Source organism: Mesorhizobium sp. M8A.F.Ca.ET.181.01.1.1 (assembly GCF_004792025.1).
GTDB lineage: Bacteria > Pseudomonadota > Alphaproteobacteria > Rhizobiales > Rhizobiaceae > Mesorhizobium.
In genome coordinates this window covers 321399-335995 of sequence record NZ_SRTV01000001.1, presented here as the reverse complement: position 1 = coordinate 335995, position 14597 = coordinate 321399, and the positions used below count along the sequence as shown (strand labels likewise).

The 14597-nt window shown below is 63.0% G+C and carries 19 protein-coding genes; 9 read left to right on the top strand and 10 right to left on the bottom strand.

Annotation, left to right across the window (positions count from 1 at the left end):
- Positions 1 to 17: 17 nt before the first annotated feature.
- Complete coding sequence (locus tag EN824_RS01660; RefSeq protein ID WP_135931772.1) at positions 18 to 998, bottom strand: GlxA family transcriptional regulator; 981 nt, start codon at positions 996 to 998, stop codon at positions 18 to 20.
- A 338-nt stretch (positions 999 to 1336) separates the two neighbouring features.
- Here EN824_RS01660 and EN824_RS01655 point away from each other — a divergent pair, with 338 nt between their 5' ends.
- Positions 1337 to 2047 carry a hypothetical protein gene (locus EN824_RS01655; RefSeq protein WP_127277663.1) on the top strand — a complete coding sequence of 237 codons (711 nt, stop codon included), beginning with the start codon at positions 1337 to 1339 and terminating at the stop codon, positions 2045 to 2047.
- A gap of 54 nt (positions 2048 to 2101) precedes the next feature.
- On the opposite strand, the gene EN824_RS01650 is transcribed toward EN824_RS01655, so the two are convergent.
- A complete protein-coding gene (locus EN824_RS01650; protein WP_127277664.1) occupies positions 2102 to 2467 on the bottom strand; it encodes a hypothetical protein in 366 nt (121 codons plus the stop codon).
- Between the two features lie 326 nt (positions 2468 to 2793).
- Between EN824_RS01650 and EN824_RS01645 the strand changes: the two genes are divergently transcribed.
- Complete coding sequence (locus EN824_RS01645; RefSeq protein WP_127277665.1) at positions 2794 to 3234, top strand: hypothetical protein; 441 nt, start codon at positions 2794 to 2796, stop codon at positions 3232 to 3234.
- A gap of 85 nt (positions 3235 to 3319) precedes the next feature.
- Entirely contained in the window at positions 3320 to 3757 is a 438-nt protein-coding gene (locus EN824_RS01640; protein WP_135865979.1) for a nuclear transport factor 2 family protein, read from the top strand.
- 36 nt (positions 3758 to 3793) lie between these two features.
- Here the strand turns inward: EN824_RS01640 and EN824_RS01635 are convergent, their stop codons facing one another.
- Entirely contained in the window at positions 3794 to 5416 is a 1623-nt protein-coding gene (locus EN824_RS01635) for an ABC-F family ATP-binding cassette domain-containing protein (RefSeq protein WP_127870257.1), read from the bottom strand.
- A 255-nt stretch (positions 5417 to 5671) separates the two neighbouring features.
- Between EN824_RS01635 and EN824_RS01630 the strand changes: the two genes are divergently transcribed.
- Positions 5672 to 5986, top strand: a complete 315-nt coding sequence (locus EN824_RS01630; RefSeq protein ID WP_015316871.1) for an EthD family reductase — start codon at positions 5672 to 5674, stop codon at positions 5984 to 5986.
- Positions 5987 to 6118: 132 nt separating this feature from the next.
- Entirely contained in the window at positions 6119 to 6430 is a 312-nt protein-coding gene (locus EN824_RS01625; protein ID WP_167531328.1) for a hypothetical protein, read from the top strand.
- Between the two features lie 93 nt (positions 6431 to 6523).
- Here EN824_RS01625 and EN824_RS01620 read toward each other — a convergent pair whose 3' ends face one another.
- The gene (locus EN824_RS01620) at positions 6524 to 7648 is read right to left on the bottom strand and encodes a transporter substrate-binding domain-containing protein (RefSeq protein ID WP_245512094.1); all 1125 of its coding nucleotides are present in this window, start codon (positions 7646 to 7648) and stop codon (positions 6524 to 6526) included.
- Positions 7649 to 7989: 341 nt separating this feature from the next.
- Here EN824_RS01620 and EN824_RS01615 point away from each other — a divergent pair, with 341 nt between their 5' ends.
- Entirely contained in the window at positions 7990 to 8478 is a 489-nt protein-coding gene (locus EN824_RS01615; protein WP_135931771.1) for an Rrf2 family transcriptional regulator, read from the top strand.
- Between the two features lie 3 nt (positions 8479 to 8481).
- Here EN824_RS01615 and EN824_RS01610 read toward each other — a convergent pair whose 3' ends face one another.
- From EN824_RS01610 to EN824_RS01595, 4 genes are all read right to left on the bottom strand, one after another.
- On the bottom strand, positions 8482 to 9483 hold the full coding sequence (locus EN824_RS01610) for a mechanosensitive ion channel family protein (protein ID WP_127870254.1): 1002 nt from the start codon (positions 9481 to 9483) through the stop codon (positions 8482 to 8484).
- 68 nt (positions 9484 to 9551) lie between these two features.
- Positions 9552 to 9980 carry a cupin domain-containing protein gene (locus tag EN824_RS01605; RefSeq protein WP_135931770.1) on the bottom strand — a complete coding sequence of 143 codons (429 nt, stop codon included), beginning with the start codon at positions 9978 to 9980 and terminating at the stop codon, positions 9552 to 9554.
- A gap of 37 nt (positions 9981 to 10017) precedes the next feature.
- On the bottom strand, positions 10018 to 10794 hold the full coding sequence (locus EN824_RS01600) for an SDR family oxidoreductase (RefSeq protein WP_135930709.1): 777 nt from the start codon (positions 10792 to 10794) through the stop codon (positions 10018 to 10020).
- Between the two features lie 66 nt (positions 10795 to 10860).
- Positions 10861 to 11340, bottom strand: a complete 480-nt coding sequence (locus tag EN824_RS01595) for a carboxymuconolactone decarboxylase family protein (protein ID WP_135931769.1) — start codon at positions 11338 to 11340, stop codon at positions 10861 to 10863.
- Positions 11341 to 11467: 127 nt separating this feature from the next.
- Here EN824_RS01595 and EN824_RS01590 point away from each other — a divergent pair, with 127 nt between their 5' ends.
- Positions 11468 to 12439 carry a LysR family transcriptional regulator gene (locus EN824_RS01590; RefSeq protein WP_135884037.1) on the top strand — a complete coding sequence of 324 codons (972 nt, stop codon included), beginning with the start codon at positions 11468 to 11470 and terminating at the stop codon, positions 12437 to 12439.
- Here EN824_RS01590 and EN824_RS01585 read toward each other — a convergent pair.
- Positions 12418 to 13017 carry a YdeI family protein gene (locus EN824_RS01585; protein WP_135931768.1) on the bottom strand — a complete coding sequence of 200 codons (600 nt, stop codon included), beginning with the start codon at positions 13015 to 13017 and terminating at the stop codon, positions 12418 to 12420. The two genes, EN824_RS01590 and EN824_RS01585, sit on opposite strands and share 22 nt — an antisense overlap.
- A gap of 196 nt (positions 13018 to 13213) precedes the next feature.
- On the opposite strand from EN824_RS01585, the gene EN824_RS01580 reads away from it, so the two are divergent.
- The gene (locus EN824_RS01580; RefSeq protein WP_135931767.1) at positions 13214 to 13558 is read left to right on the top strand and encodes a VOC family protein; all 345 of its coding nucleotides are present in this window, start codon (positions 13214 to 13216) and stop codon (positions 13556 to 13558) included.
- Positions 13559 to 13591: 33 nt separating this feature from the next.
- Here EN824_RS01580 and EN824_RS01575 read toward each other — a convergent pair whose 3' ends face one another.
- Positions 13592 to 14065, bottom strand: a complete 474-nt coding sequence (locus tag EN824_RS01575) for a cupin domain-containing protein (RefSeq protein WP_127870250.1) — start codon at positions 14063 to 14065, stop codon at positions 13592 to 13594.
- A 65-nt stretch (positions 14066 to 14130) separates the two neighbouring features.
- Between EN824_RS01575 and EN824_RS01570 the strand changes: the two genes are divergently transcribed.
- Complete coding sequence (locus tag EN824_RS01570) at positions 14131 to 14586, top strand: MarR family winged helix-turn-helix transcriptional regulator (RefSeq protein ID WP_135931766.1); 456 nt, start codon at positions 14131 to 14133, stop codon at positions 14584 to 14586.
- The last annotated feature ends 11 nt before the right edge of the window (positions 14587 to 14597 follow it).

Here is a 14597-nt window from a genome sequence, read left to right as displayed (position 1 = left end):
ACGTCACGTTGCGGACTTCATTGTATCATGGCTCCGCCCGGCATGCGGTTTGGATGCCTGAGATGCGTTGGCGTGATGCCGGTCTGCTGGCGGAACACGCGGCTGAAATGGCCGGCATTGGTGAAGCCGCAGCGGTAGGCGATGTCGCCGATCTGCAGGTCGCTGCCTTCCAGCAGCGACTTCGCATGATGCACCCTGAGCGCCAGATAGGCGGCCATTGGGCCGATGCCCAGTTCCGATCCGAAGAGCCGTTCGAGCTGGCGCCGCGAGCAGTTCAGGCGGCTTGCGATCTCGGCGACCGACAGCGTCTCCTGGAGGTTGCTCTCCATCAACAGCAAAGCGCGTTTCACCGCCCGGCTCGACGCACCAGGAAACAAGTCGCCCACGGGCTGCACGTCCCTGCTGCTTCTGATCCGGTCGAGGACGAGGATCTTGGCGGCCTTTTCAGCCGCCTTCTGGCCGATGAACTGGGACACGAAGTGGCCGGCAAGGTCGGCGGCGCCGGTGCCACCGGCGCATGTCGAGCGGCCTCGGTCGACGGTAAACAGGCTGTCGGCATGAGCGTTCACCTCCGGGAACCGGCTGCGGAAATCCTTGATGTGGAACCAGCTGACGGCGGCGCTATAGCCATCGAGCAGGCCGTAGCGCGCGAGCACGAAGCTGCCCGTGCAGAGCGCCGTCAGCGGCACCCCCTTGCCGGAGGCGCGCAACAGGAACGCCTCCTTCTCGGAACTCAGGCTGCGGTTGGTGTCGAGCAGCCCGCCGACCACGACGACATTGTCGAAGTCCTCCGGATTGCCGATCCCCCCGGTCGGCAGCAATTCGACGCCGCAACTCGCCCGGATCGGCAGGCCGCGTTCGCCGACGATCTCCCAGTCGAACTCTATCCTGCGGCTGCGATCACCCTCATCGCCCGCCAGCCGCAGCGTGTCGATGAACAGCGACAGCGGCGACAGGGTGAAGTCGCGAACCAAGAGAAACGCAAACCGCCTGGCCATTGTTGTTCGAAACCGCCTTGTCTCAAGCTTATTCAGCCAGCACATTATCCTGGAACAGCGGACGATGTGTTTGCCAAAAGCGGCACCGGATTTCTTGCTTATCGCTGGCCGCGCAGTCCAGGGCGCCCTCCCTCAACACACCGCCTCAAGTTAATAGGATCGCCCGCCGACTCGGACCAAGTGCATTCCAAGGGTCGATCGGGCGTCGATGGGACGAGGAGAAGTGTGATCAGCGCCTCGGGAATGCGCATGGCCAGGGAACTGATTGAGCCTGATTTCGGTTGTCTGTTGTGCGAATGATCGTTCCACGGCAGGCATCTGATGAGCGAAAATGAGACATGAAAACCGCAGCCAAGCAGCGCGGCCCCCTGCGGAACATCCTGAGCGGCATCGCGGCGGCAATCGCGAAGAACGCTGGTCGCGCATCCGAGCAAGGCACGGGTACCGCGTCAATGGTCGCCGAATGGCCGCTCCCGCCGTCGGCGACACTGGGGTCCTCCATGCGCTTGAAGGGGATCGAACGCGAGGTTCGGGCCAGGCTGCCTTGGACGGTGAGGAAATTCGCCAAGGCCGAGACAGGCCGCATCGTGTTGCGCATGGTGCAGACCGACGCGGATGCGTTTCGGGCCGCCTCGGCAACCATTGCCAGGACACTGGAAGGGATCGAAGCGCTGGCCGTGCTGCCGCGCGAGGCCGAGGACATTCTCACCATTTCCTCACGCGAGCGCCACAAATGGCTCAGGGATGGTCGCCTGAAAAGCATCGGCACGCGCACCGTGAAGATGCGCGGGCGATCCAAGGCCGTGACCTTCCACGTCTTCGATCCACGGCACATCGAGGACGTTCTCGACCGTGACCTGGCGACCGCCTGGCGGGAGGAAGATGCGAAGGAAGCGTCCGAGAACAGACGGCGCGCGGCCGGCAAGGCCGCACTGACGCGAGCCGGCAAGCGGTCGGGCAACGCCCGCAAGACCAGAAATTCGGGCTCTGACGATGCGCCAAAGCTCGAAGGCTGGGACACGTTCGAGGCGGAAGGACTGCTGCGCTAGCGCAGGAAAACGTAACGATTTTCCGTCGAGGATCGTATCCGCACTCGTTCCCGGTTATGGATATTTCGCCTTGTCTGGGCCGGCAGGCCCCAGGTCGCCCTGCAATTCCTGCGGCAGCGGCAGGCTCGAACATTGCAGATGCACGTCGCGGGCGAGCCGCTTTCGCTGCTTCTGCTCCTGCTCCTTGGTGGCCGCTATGATTCCCAATCCATAGGGGCCAAGAGCGACGAATTCCCAGCCCGGATGCGTTTTTTCGCGGACCGCGTAGTCCGAAGCCGCCGCCCGGGCTTGCTGGCATTGCGGCGTCGCCCATTTCTGGTCCTGCTGCGAAAGCGAGGCTCCATAGTCGACCGGAGAGGTCGCGCATCCAGCCATCGTCGCGGCCAACGCGGACATTGCAAGCCCCATCGCAATTCTCATCCCGAAGCCTTTCCCAACCTTTGTGGACAGCACACGGAACTCCCACCCCACAAGGACATGGCCCGATGGGCAGGTCGCCGGCCAACACCGCCATTCGCCCTTTACGAAAATCGACCGCTGTGTGTCGATAGCGAAAATGTGTTCGGACACGATGTCTGGTTCGCGCCAGAAACGGTCATCCGTCGTCAGTCATCCAAAAGCCGCGATTGGATCGAAACGAAAAGTTGTGCTTGGAACCAAAGCCGGGGCAAGACTGTTCTGCTAAGACTTTGATATGCGTCGTACCAGGCCGATGGATAAGCGGCGATCTTTGAGGAGCTCTCGTCATGAAAATTTCATCCGGATTTCGTTCAATCGCCGTTGCCGCCATCGCCACCGTGGGCGTCAGCTTGGCCAGCGCCGCGCATGCCGACAGCGGCACGATCCGTTTCTCCGTCTACAAGGCGGCGTTCTTCGTCGGCGGCTCCGGTGGCGAAGGGACGTTCACCTTCCATGGTAAAAGCTATCCCATCTCGATCGGCGGCGTCTCGGGCGGCCTCGCCTTCGGCGTCTCCAAGACCTATTTCCGCGGCACCGTGCGCCACATCAGGCGCGCGCGGGACGTGACCGGCGTCTACGGCGCGGCCGGCGGCGGCGGCACGCTCGGCAAAGGCGCCCAGGTGATCGTTATGACAAACGACAAGGGCGCCCAGCTCCAACTCACGGGCAAACAGGTGGGCCTGCAGGTCAACGCCGACCTGAGCGGGCTGGCCATCTCGCTGAGATAGGAGCGTCCTTTCCCGTCCGGAATTGCGTCGAGCTGTTCACCGTTTTGTGAAACAGCGAACCGGCGGTTCAGGGGAGAGCAAGACGATGATCGCCGAAACCGAGGTCGCGAAATTCTTCGCGGCCTATGCGGAATTCTACAATGACGCGCTGTTGCCCGAAGCCGATTTGAAGGATGTCGCCGACATCTATTCGTCCGCCTTCATCTCCGTCACCCCTGGCGCGGTCATGGCCGGCGAAAACGGCAAGCAACTGATCGAAATCATGAAGAAGGGCTTCGAGGGCTACAGGACAATCGGCGCCAGGAAGATGACGTGCAAGGACGTGTCCGTGACGCCGATCGATCGAGACCACTGCGTGGCAAAGGTGCAATGGGCCGGAGAGTACCAGAACAAGAAGGCGGCGCTCATTACCATTGATTTCGAGGTCAGTTATCTCCTGGAAAGGCGTGACGGCAAGCTCAAGGTGTTCGGCTGGATCAGCGGGGACGAGCAGGCCGAATTCAGGAAACACGGACTGCTTTAGGCCCCGTTTCGGAGAACGGCGCCCGCCCCAACCCGCTCAGCTCCGCAGGCCCGGCGCTTCCTGTCCGGTGCGCTCGACATATTCGGTGTAGCCGCCGCCATAGGTGTGGATGCCTTCGGGCGTCAGCTCCAGCACGCGGTTCGACAGGGCGGCCAAGAAGTGCCGGTCGTGCGAGACGAACAGCATCGTACCTTCATACTGCGACAGCGCCTCGATCAGCATCTGCTTGGTGGTGATGTCGAGGTGGTTGGTCGGCTCGTCCAGCACCAGCAGGTTGGGCGGGTCGAACAGCATCAGCGCCATCACCAGCCGCGCCTTCTCGCCGCCCGACAGCACCCGGCATTTCTTCTCGATCTCGTCGCCGGAAAAGCCGAAACAGCCGGCAAGTGCCCGTAGCGGCGCCTGACCGGCCTGCGGAAAATTGTCTTCCAGCGTCTGGAACACGGTGCGCTCGCCTTCGAGCAACTCCATGGCGTGCTGGGCGAAATAGCCCATTTTCACGCTCGGCCCCCGCGCCACCGTGCCGGTGTCGGGGTCGGAGGCGCCGGCCACCAGCTTCAACAGCGTCGATTTCCCCGCGCCGTTGACCCCCATGATGCACCAGCGTTCGCGGCGGCGGACCTGAAAATCGAGCCCTTCATAGATGGTGCGGCTGCCATAGGCCTTGTGCACGTTCTTCAAGGTCACGACATCCTCGCCGCAGCGCGGCGCCGGCTGGAACTCGAAATTCACCACCTGGCGGCGCTTGGGCGGCTCGACGCGGTCGATCTTGTCGAGCTTCTTCACCCGGCTCTGCACCTGCGCGGCATGGGAAGCGCGCGCCTTGAAGCGCTCGATGAAGGCGATCTCCTTGGCCAGCATGGCCTGCTGTCGCTCGAACTGCGCCTGCTGCTGCTTGTCGGCGATCGCCCGCTGCTGCTGGTAGAATTCGTAATTGCCGGAATAGGCGGTGAGCGAGCCGGCATCGATCTCGACGATCTTGTTGACGATGCGGTTCATGAACTCGCGGTCGTGCGAGGTCATCAGCAGCGCGCCGTCATAGCCCTTCAAAAACTGCTCAAGCCAGATCAGGCTTTCCAGGTCGAGATGGTTCGACGGCTCGTCGAGCAGCATGACGTCGGGCCGCATCAAAAGGATGCGGGCCAGCGCCACGCGCATCTTCCAGCCGCCCGACAGCTTGCCGACATCGCCGTCCATCATCTCCTGGGAAAAGCCGAGACCGTCGAGCACTTCGCGCGCGCGTCCGTCGAGCGCATAGCCGTCGAGCTCCTCGAAGCGGTGCTGCGCCTCGCCATATTTTTCGATGATCTCGTCCATCCGGTCGGCCTGGTCGGGATCGGCCATCGCGGCCTCGAGCTCCGCCATCTCGGCCGCCACCTCGCTCACCGGTCCGGCGCCGTTCATCACCTCGGCCACCGCGCTGTGGCCCGCCATGTCGCCGACATCCTGGCTGAAATAGCCGATGGTGACGCCGCGATCGACCTGCACCTGGCCCTCGTCGGGCTGCTCCTGGCCGGTGATCATGCGAAACAAAGTCGTCTTGCCGGCGCCGTTGGGCCCGACAAGGCCGATCTTCTCGCCCTTCTGCAGCGAGGCCGACGCCTCGATGAAGACAAGCTGACGGCCATTCTGCTTGCCGATGTTTTCAAGTCTGATCATGATAGTTCCGGGAGGCTCAAGCCGAATGGAAGGGATTTGCCCGCGCCCTTACGCGAATGACAGTGCCGGGGGAAGAGGCAGAAGCGCCGCAGCGGGTATGCGCGAACGGGGGCGCGCCGATAGGCCGCCCAAGGTCGGCTTTCCAGCCGCGCAGTCAAAAATCATTCGCTTGTCGAAATCCACCTTCGTCGAACGACTTTGGCGCGGCGGCCCGCACGGCCCGACCAGCAACGCCAACAGGACAGGACCATGGCAATGGCCAAGATGCTCGTGATCTACAAAACCCCGGCCGATCCGGCCGCCTTCGACCGGCACTATTTCGACGTTCATATACCGCTGGCCAAAAAGCTTCCCGGCCTGCGGCGCTACGATGTCAGCAGGCGGCCGATCGTCAAGCTTTCGGCGGGCGAGATGCCGTATCTGGTGGGGACATTGTATTTCGACAGTCTCGACGACATCCGTGCCGCGTTCGCCAGCGAAGTCGGCGTTGCCTGTGCCGCCGACCGGCGGATATTGGCCCCAGGCGACGACGATCTGACGATGCTGCTGTTCGACGCCGACGAAGTGTGAACCCGGCCTCCAGACACACTTCAGAAACAAGATTCAACATCCGGGAAAAACTGGCGAAAAGATCGTCTGCGATAACCATCCCGTGGCGGCCGGGCTGCGGCCGCCAGACAACGCAACGGGATCTCGCCTGCAATGCAACGACGTTCGGCCGGATGGATGGGTGCCCTGACGGGCATGTCGCTTGCCATGCTTGCCGTCGCGCAGTCGGGCGCGGAGGCGGCGGTCACCCGCAGCGAATATTGCAGCCGGCTCGGTCTTCAGCTCGACGGCGCCATCCGGACCAAGGCCGAACCCGGCGCCAGTGCGAGCCAGATCGCGCAGGCGACGGCACTGCAGGACAGGGCGAACCGGTTCTGTGCCGAGAGCAAGCAGGCGCAAGGCATCCGGACTTACGCCAACGCCCTGAAGCTGCTTGGTGTGACACCGGTCGACCTCAACCAGTGACGGCAACCATCATCCCAGAAAACCAGTCTTAAAAAAGGGCGGCTTTTCTTGCGCGCAATGCCGCGAGCGGTCCGCCCTTCTCATGCCGACAGCCTATTTCTCGCCCAGATACTGGAAGACGGCCTGTTTCCACCAGTCGCTTTCCAAGGTTTGCAGCAGGGCGATATCGAGCGGCTTGCGCAGCCGGCTGCCGAGCGGCAGTGCGATGGCATATTGCTGCTGGTCGAACGTCGCGTCGAGGACCTGCAGGCTCGCGCCATAGTTCTGTCCGACCAGCCAGCCAAGCAGCGGCTTGTCGTGGACCAGCGCATCGATCTTGCCGGCGCGCAGCGTGTCCAGGCCCTGCTGGACGGTGGCAAAGTCCTGATGCCGGATATGGGTCGAATCCAGATAGGACGCGGTCGAGGAATTCCGCACGGCGCCGACCCTGACCGTGCCGAGGTCGCTTTCGCCCTGCACCATGCCTTCCATCTGCGTCACGGTCAGCACCGATGTGACGCCCGCGGTGAACACCGCGATGGCGATGATCGATCCCATCATCCAGAGCGCGGCGAGCACGCGTCCCGGCACGGTTCGCGGACCGAAATCGCCTGTGCTGGCCTGGGTCGCGGCGATCGTCGACCACCACATGCTGGAAAACAGGCCCTTGGCAACGCCGCCGCCGAAATCGTCATTGTGGCGGCGTTCGAACATCCAGATCAGCACGCCGACCACGACCGAGATGACGATCAGCGCCAGCACCGCCTGCAGGAAGCCGAACGAGGTCAGCGCGCGCAAAATCGGCCGCCACGACGGCTGGCTGTTGAGCGGTGTGGCGATGCCGAGCCCGGTCGTGAAAAAGGGCTGCGTGAAGTCGACAGTCTTTTCGCGGTCGGCCGTGACCGTGATCGCGGCCATCGCCACATCGAACTTGCCGCCGACAACGCCATCGATCTGGTCCTGCACGCTAGGCACTTCGACATAGTGGAAGCGCAGGTTGAGCCGCCCGGCTATTTTCTGCCAGAGGTCGATGCTCAATCCGGACCAGGTGCCGTCCTGCAGCTTGAAGGCGAAGGGCGGCGCGACCTTCATTCCGACCGATATGTCCTTCGATGCCACGTCCGACGGCAAAGGCAGGTCGGCGGGCGTTTGTGTCTGGGCGACGGCGGCGCCCGCCCCGACACACGCGGCCACGGCCATGATGATCAGCGCCATCAGCCACGAAGCAACACTTCTCAACAGCACAACTCCCGGCGACCAGTTGCGCCGCGCGATCTGATCGCGGGCTCGAAAAGGTAGCCGCCATGCCGCCCTTCGTCCACCCGCCATGTCAGCGGGAGACGATGCGCCATCGGACCCGGCTACCCCGTCCATCCCTACGGCATCGACCCGCATTCCGGCGCCTAGGCCCTGTACTTCCAGCCCCCGGGATAGCGCCGTTGCGCCTATCACGCCAACAAGCCGCGTTGGGACGACAACGGCTGAACCCTCCCACCAGAACCTGTCTGTTTACACCATGGCAGAATAGGGATATTTGATATCCTTAATAGAGTTGGTCGCCATCGACCCGGAACCCGTGGATGATCCTGAAAAGCCAAGTCGAATGGGCACTGCACTGCTGCGCCATTCTCGCCGGTCTGCCCGAGGGACGCTATCTCTCCACAAAGGCGCTTGCCGAATTCCACGGCCTTCCCAAGGAATATCTTTCCAAGGCGTTGCAAAGCCTGTCGCAGGCAGGCCTCGTTCATACCACGCTCGGCCCTTCGGGTGGATACCGGCTGGCACGGACACCGGGCGAACTGACCTTCCTGGACATCGTGGAGGCGGTGGAGGGCAAGGCGCGTACGTTTGTGTGCAGCAACATCCGTGCAAACAACCCGTGCCGCCCTCAGGGCTATTGTGAAAGCGGCCCTTGCGCGGTGTCGCGCATCATGTGGGAAGCTGACGAAGCCTGGCGGGCAAAATTGCGCGGTGTCAGGCTTTCCGACCTCACCGAAGCGCTGGCGCAGGAGATTCCGGCGGAGCTCTGGAAAAACAGCTTCGAATGGGTGCTGGAGCGCGCCGGGTGAGCATTAACGCATGATCCGCGCCAGCGGCTGGCCTGCCGTCGCCGGCAGCATGATGGCGTAGCTTTGGGGCGACATCGCAAGCGACAGGCCGTTCGCCTCGCAATGACGATGGACAAGGTCGATCACCTCGTTCCTCGCAAGCAACCGGTCGCCCGGACCGGCGACGCAAAAAAGCAGGTCCATCCCGATGGCCGCCGCGTCGATCTCCTTGAGCGCGACAAGCGGTGCCGGCTCCTTGACGATCCGTTGGCAGTTCCGCAGAGCCGCATGCATGGCCTCCTCGATGACGTGCGGCGCGTGCGTGGCCGCAAGCCGCACGGCCAGGGTCAATTGCTGCCTCTCGTCGGGACGGCTGAGATTGGTCAGGCTCAGCTTCGCCAACACGCTGTTTGGCAGGACGACGATATTGTTCGCACCCGTAAGCAGATGCGTGGAACGCCAAGTTGTCTCGACGACACGTCCTTCCGTGCCGTCGCTCAGCATGATCCAGTCGCCGAGCGTGAAGGGTCGGCCCAGCGTCAGCGCAATACCGGAGAAGACGTCGCCAAGCGTATTCTGCAGCGCAAGCCCGACAATGATCGCAACCACGCCCGACGTTGCCGCCAGCGTTCCGATGGGAGCGCCAAAGACGAAGCCTGTTATCGACAGCGCCACGCCGAGATAGATGGCGGCGACGACAAGGTCCTGGAGCAGGCGCGCCTCTTGCGGCCGGTGCTCCAGAACGATGTAAAGGCGCACAAAGCCGACAAGCGTCCAGGCAAGATGCGTCCACCAGAGGACGCGCGCCGACTTCGCCAGATATGCGCCGGAGCCTTGTAGATCCGCCTCGCCCATCCAATGCGGCAGGATATCGCTGAAGCCGAGCACCGCCGTCATGCCGGCGAAGAACAGAATCTGGACGATCAGGCGCGCCATGGGCCGCCCACGGCCCTGGAAATACCACACGGCAATGCCGACGAGCCCCAGAAGGTTGATCAGGACCAGAGCCAGATGATCGCCGAACATGGGGCCTCCGACAGGATTGAATTTGCTGGCAGGGCCGGCCGCCAGGAATGGCGTCCGGCCGCTTGCGCCTACTTCTTGACCGGATAGGTCAGTTCCTTCTGCGCGGTATCGACCACGAAGACAGCCAGCAGCTTTGCGGGTTTCGTCTTGCTGCCGTTCTCGCTCACGCTGTGGCGATCGCCCGGCATCTCCGAAAAGCTCTCGCCGGCCTTGTAGACCTTGGCCGGGTCGTCATTGACCTGGCTGCGGATCGAGCCTTCCAGAACCGTCGCATAGATGAAGGCCGAACTCGGATGGGTATGCGCCGGCGAGTAACCGCCGGGACCATATTCGACGAGGATGCCCTTGATGCTCTTGCCCGCAACATTCGGCAGTTCATGCTCATAGACAAGGGCGACCTTGGCCGCCTTCTCGCCAGTGCGAGGGGCTTGCGTGGCGCCGGCCGGGCCGGCCAGGGCTGCCGTCACGACGAGGGCGGCGACGATTGACTTGATCATTTGAAAACTCCTTTTTCCATTGAGCGGTATCCCGGGCCTAGGCCGCCGCGTTTGCCGGCGGTGATTTCCGCGCCGAGGCGGCGAACCACTGCTCGAACGTGATGTGGCCAAGGCGCGGATTGTCGTCGGAGACCAGCGAAGTGTCGTTCAGCCTCGCGCCGAAGTAGAGCGCCTCCGGATCGGCCACGACCTCGCGAGGATCGCCGACAGCCTTGAGGTAGCGGGCGACGAGTTCGCTCATCCGCACACGGTCGGGCCCCGAGATCTCGATCATGCCGTTGATCGGCGCGGCGAGCGCGACCCCGGCCATCACATCGGCGACGTCGTCGGACGCGATGGGCTGTACATAGGCCGGCGACAGGTGCACGGCCTCGCCGACCGTGCCCGACTTGGCGATGCCGGCCAGGAACTCCATGAATTGTGTCGAATGAACGATGGTGTAGGGAATGCCGGACGCCTTGATCAGATTTTCCTGGACGAGCTTGGCGCGGAAATAGCCGCAGTCCTGCAGGCGTTCGGTGCCGACAACCGAGAGCGCGATATGGTGCCTGACGCCCGCAGCCTTGCCGGCGGCGAGCAGGTTGCGGCCTGACGTGGTGAAGAAGTCCATCGATGCCTTGTCCTCGAAGGAAGGGGAGTTGGCGAGGTCGATCACCACTTCGGCGCCTTCGAGTGCCTCCTGCAGGCCTTCGCCGGTGATGGTGTTGACGCCGGTGTTCGGCGCGGCGGCGATCACCTCGCTGCCCTGCTTGCGCAAGCGTTCAGTGGTCTTGGAACCGATGAGGCCGGTGCCTCCGATGATGACGATTTTCATGATGGTCTCCGTTTGCGGCCGCGATCTCGCGCCGCGTCGATTGATGGTCAGCCGAAAGGAAGGGTTTTAGTTCAGGCCAGCCTTGTCGAGGCCGTAGAGCTTGTCCGCGGAGCCTGGCACGGTTTTGAAGGCGACGCTGACACGGTTCCAGGCGTTGATGGCCATGACCGAGAAGGTCAGGTCGGAGATCTCCTTTTCCGAAAGCTGCCCGCGCACGCGCTCATAGAGTTCGTCCGGGATACCGCCTTCGGCGAGGTTGGTGACGGCTTCGGTCCAGGCAAGTGCGGCCCGCTCACGAGGAACGAAAAGGGGCGATTCCCGCCAGACGGCGAGATGATGGAGGCGCAACTCGCTCTCGCCGTGGATCGTGGCTTCCTTCACATGCATGTCGAGGCAGAAGGCGCAGCCATTGATCTGGGATGCCCTGATGTGGACGAGGTCGCGGGTCTTCTCCTCGATGGCGCTGTGTGCCTCGGCCATGCTGAAATCGAGGAGCTTCTTGAACAGTTCAGGCGATTGCTGGGCGGCGTTGAGGCGCTGTGTCATGGTCTCTCCTTTTTTGAGGATATCTTATGTCCTTAAGGATAATAAATATCCGTAATATCTGGACAGTAAAGCGCCATCCGCCTAGGATGCGGACATAAGGCTTATGTCGAAAAGTATGAGGGCGAGGATGGACGTCGTATCGGCGTTGAGAACGTTCCTGCGGGTGGCGCAGACAAAATCCTTCTCGGCGGCTGCGCTCGACCTCGATCTGACGCAGCCGGCAGTGTCGCGGCAGGTCTCGGCGCTGGAAGCGCATCTCAAGACGCGCCTTCTGCACCGCACGACGAGCGCGCTCGCCTTGACGGCGGAGGGTGAACAGATGTTGCCTATGGCGCTGCGCGTCCTCGAAGCGGTCGAGGCACTCGGCCAGGCCAGCGGCGCCGAAACGGCAACAGTCTCCGGAAAAGTGCGGCTGAGCCTGCCCACGCCGCTCGGCCTGTTCATCGGCGACCGCCTCGCGGGGCTGCTGGAGAGCCATCCGGCGCTGGATGTCGAGCTGATCTTTCGGGACGAGCCTTCGGACCTCATCGCCAACGCGATCGATCTCGAGGTGCGCCTCGGGCCGGCCGGCGACAGCAGCCTGGTGTGCCGCCGGATCGGCTGGACGACAGCCTTTCTGGTGGCCTCGCCAAGCTATCTCAAGGGACGTGACTCACCGCGAACGCCGCAAGACATCAAGGATCACGCCTGCATTTGCTACAGCCGTGCCGGCGACGGCCGTTCGTGGTCGTTCTCAGGCGGAGCGGACGACGTTGTCCTGCGCATCGAGCCGCGTCTTGTCGCCAACAATTCGATGGCCGTTCATCGCGCGACACTGGGAGGAGCCGGGCTTGCGGTGCTCTCCCACATTCTGGTCGGGGCGGACATCGAAGCAGGCAGGCTGGTCAAGCTGATGCCGGATTTTTCGCCGACGCGCCTGCCGATCAACGTCGTCTACCCATCCCGCCGGAATATACCGTTGCGTGTGACGACAGTCCTCGACTTTCTTGTCCAGGCCGTCCGCGGCGATATCTTCATGGCATCGTCGGCACCCTTGCCGCCCGAGCCATCGACCCGCATTCCCGCGCCCGAGGACCCCTATTTCTTGCCTTGCGGATAGATCGTCTCGCCGCGCTTCAGCATCGCCACGAAGGTCTCGATCTTCTTCTTGCGGCCAGCCTCGGTCTTCATGTTGTGGGTGCGGAAGGCAAGCGAGAAGCGGTTCTGCGCGGTGAGTTTTTCCAGCATCGCCTTCGCCGCCGGCTCGGCGTCGATCGCCGCTTGCAGATCGTCGGGGATTTTCATCTCCTTGCCGCTGCCATAGGCGCGCGCCCAGCGCCCGTCGGCCTTGGCCGCCTCGACCTCCCTCAGCCCATGCGCGGTCATGCGGCCCTCCTCGACCAGCCGCGCCACATTGTCGACGTTGATCTTGCTCCAGATGCTCTTTTTGCCGCGCGGTGTGTAGCGCTGCAGGAAACTGTTCTCGTCCAATCCCTTGCGCACCGCGTCGATCCAGCCGAAGCACAGCACGACGTCGATCGCTTCCTTCGGCGTGATCGATTTCAGTCCCGACCCCACCTTGTGCACCTTGATCCACACTTCGGTTTCCGTGGCATGGTGCTGGCCGAGCCAGGCGTAAAAACTGTCCGCGTCGGGGAATTCCCTGACCTTGTCGGGATCGACGTTGACCGGCGGCATCAGCGGGTCTGCCCGTTTAGAATTGTTGTCGCCTGCATCAACATCATGTTGCCTCCGTCATCGTACGATTCCCGGCATTATCGCATGGCCCACTGTCAGCTTTCGTCAGCAATGGAGCACGCAGCCAGGAAGCAGCGGAACGTGCCATCCAATGCCGCGTTGCGGCAAGAGTGCACCGTCCGATGGAGGTTTCCTGATGGCAATCGAAACCATTTTCGCCCATGTCAGCTGCTCCGACCTCGAAGCCAGCATCGGCTGGTACGAAAAACTCTTCGGCAAGCCGCCGCTGCGCCGGCCGATGCCGGGGCTGGCCGAATGGCAATTCACCGACAGTGCCGAAGTACAGTTGTTCGAGGACAAGCAGAAAGCCGGCACCTCGACGCTGACGCTCGGCGTGCTGCCTCTGGCGCCGGAGCGACAGAGACTGGTGGATAATGGGCTTGAGCCCGGCCCAATCGAGGAGGCCGACCATTTCTGGATCATGCGCATGCGCGATCCCGACGGGAATCTCGTGGTGCTCGCGAGTGCCGAGCGGGAATAGAGCCGGCGCGGCCCCAGGAGCTACGCTCGTGCTCTACGCCGGTGTCGGTGCCGCCGGCGTCAGCCCGTGGCGACGCATGATCTCCATCATCTTGGCCTTGTCCGGGGGGCCACCAGCGGCGGCATTGAGCAGGCCGAAGGCTTCGCGAAAATAGTCCGGACCAATCGCCGCCGGCGTGATGACGCACAACGCCTTCGCATCCTTGGTGCCGTTGTTGTCGAAGCGGTGGACGGCGCCGCGTGGGATGCACAGCGCCTCCCCCGGCCCAACCTCGATCGGCCTGCCGTCCACGGTCCACGTCAGCACCCCGTCAATGCCATAGATCGTCTCTTCGTAGTGATCATGGCTGTGCGCCGGCGCGGGCAGGCGCTGTGCGCCAGGCACCATCAGCTCGAAGGCGGCGACGCTGCCGTTAGAACTCTCGCCGGACACGAGGAAGCGGACCGACAATCCCTTGGTGCCGATGATTTCGTCGGCTGGGTTGACCTGAAGATTCATGGCTGACATTGCGCAAGCCCCTCCGGTAAATTACATTTACTAGATATGAGTAAACTCAATTTACCGGATCGTCAATGACCACCTCCACCGGAGTCCTGCAGACCAAGACCGAGGACCTTTTGATCGGCGCCCTGCTGCGCGTGCCTGCCCAGGCGATCCAACGCCGGCTGATCAAGGAGCTCAACGCCGCCGGTTTCGAGGAATTGCGCTTGCCGCATATGGCGGTGCTGCAGTTTCCCGGCCCGGACGGCGCGCGGCCCGGCACGATCGCCGAGCGCGCCGGCATGAGCAAGCAGGCCATCAACCAGTTGCTCAGCAGTCTGGAAGGCTATGGCTATCTCCTTCGCTCCGACGGCGAAGGCAGCGCGCGCGTGGTGCGGTCCACCGAGCGCGGCCACGCCGCTTTCTGGAAAATGGTCGACATATTGCGCGACATCGAAGAGGAGTGGCGTACCGAACTTGGGCCGGAGCGCTTTGCCCAACTGAAAGCACTGCTGTTCGTCGTCTGGGACAGCCCGCTGGCGCGTTGAACGAGACGGTG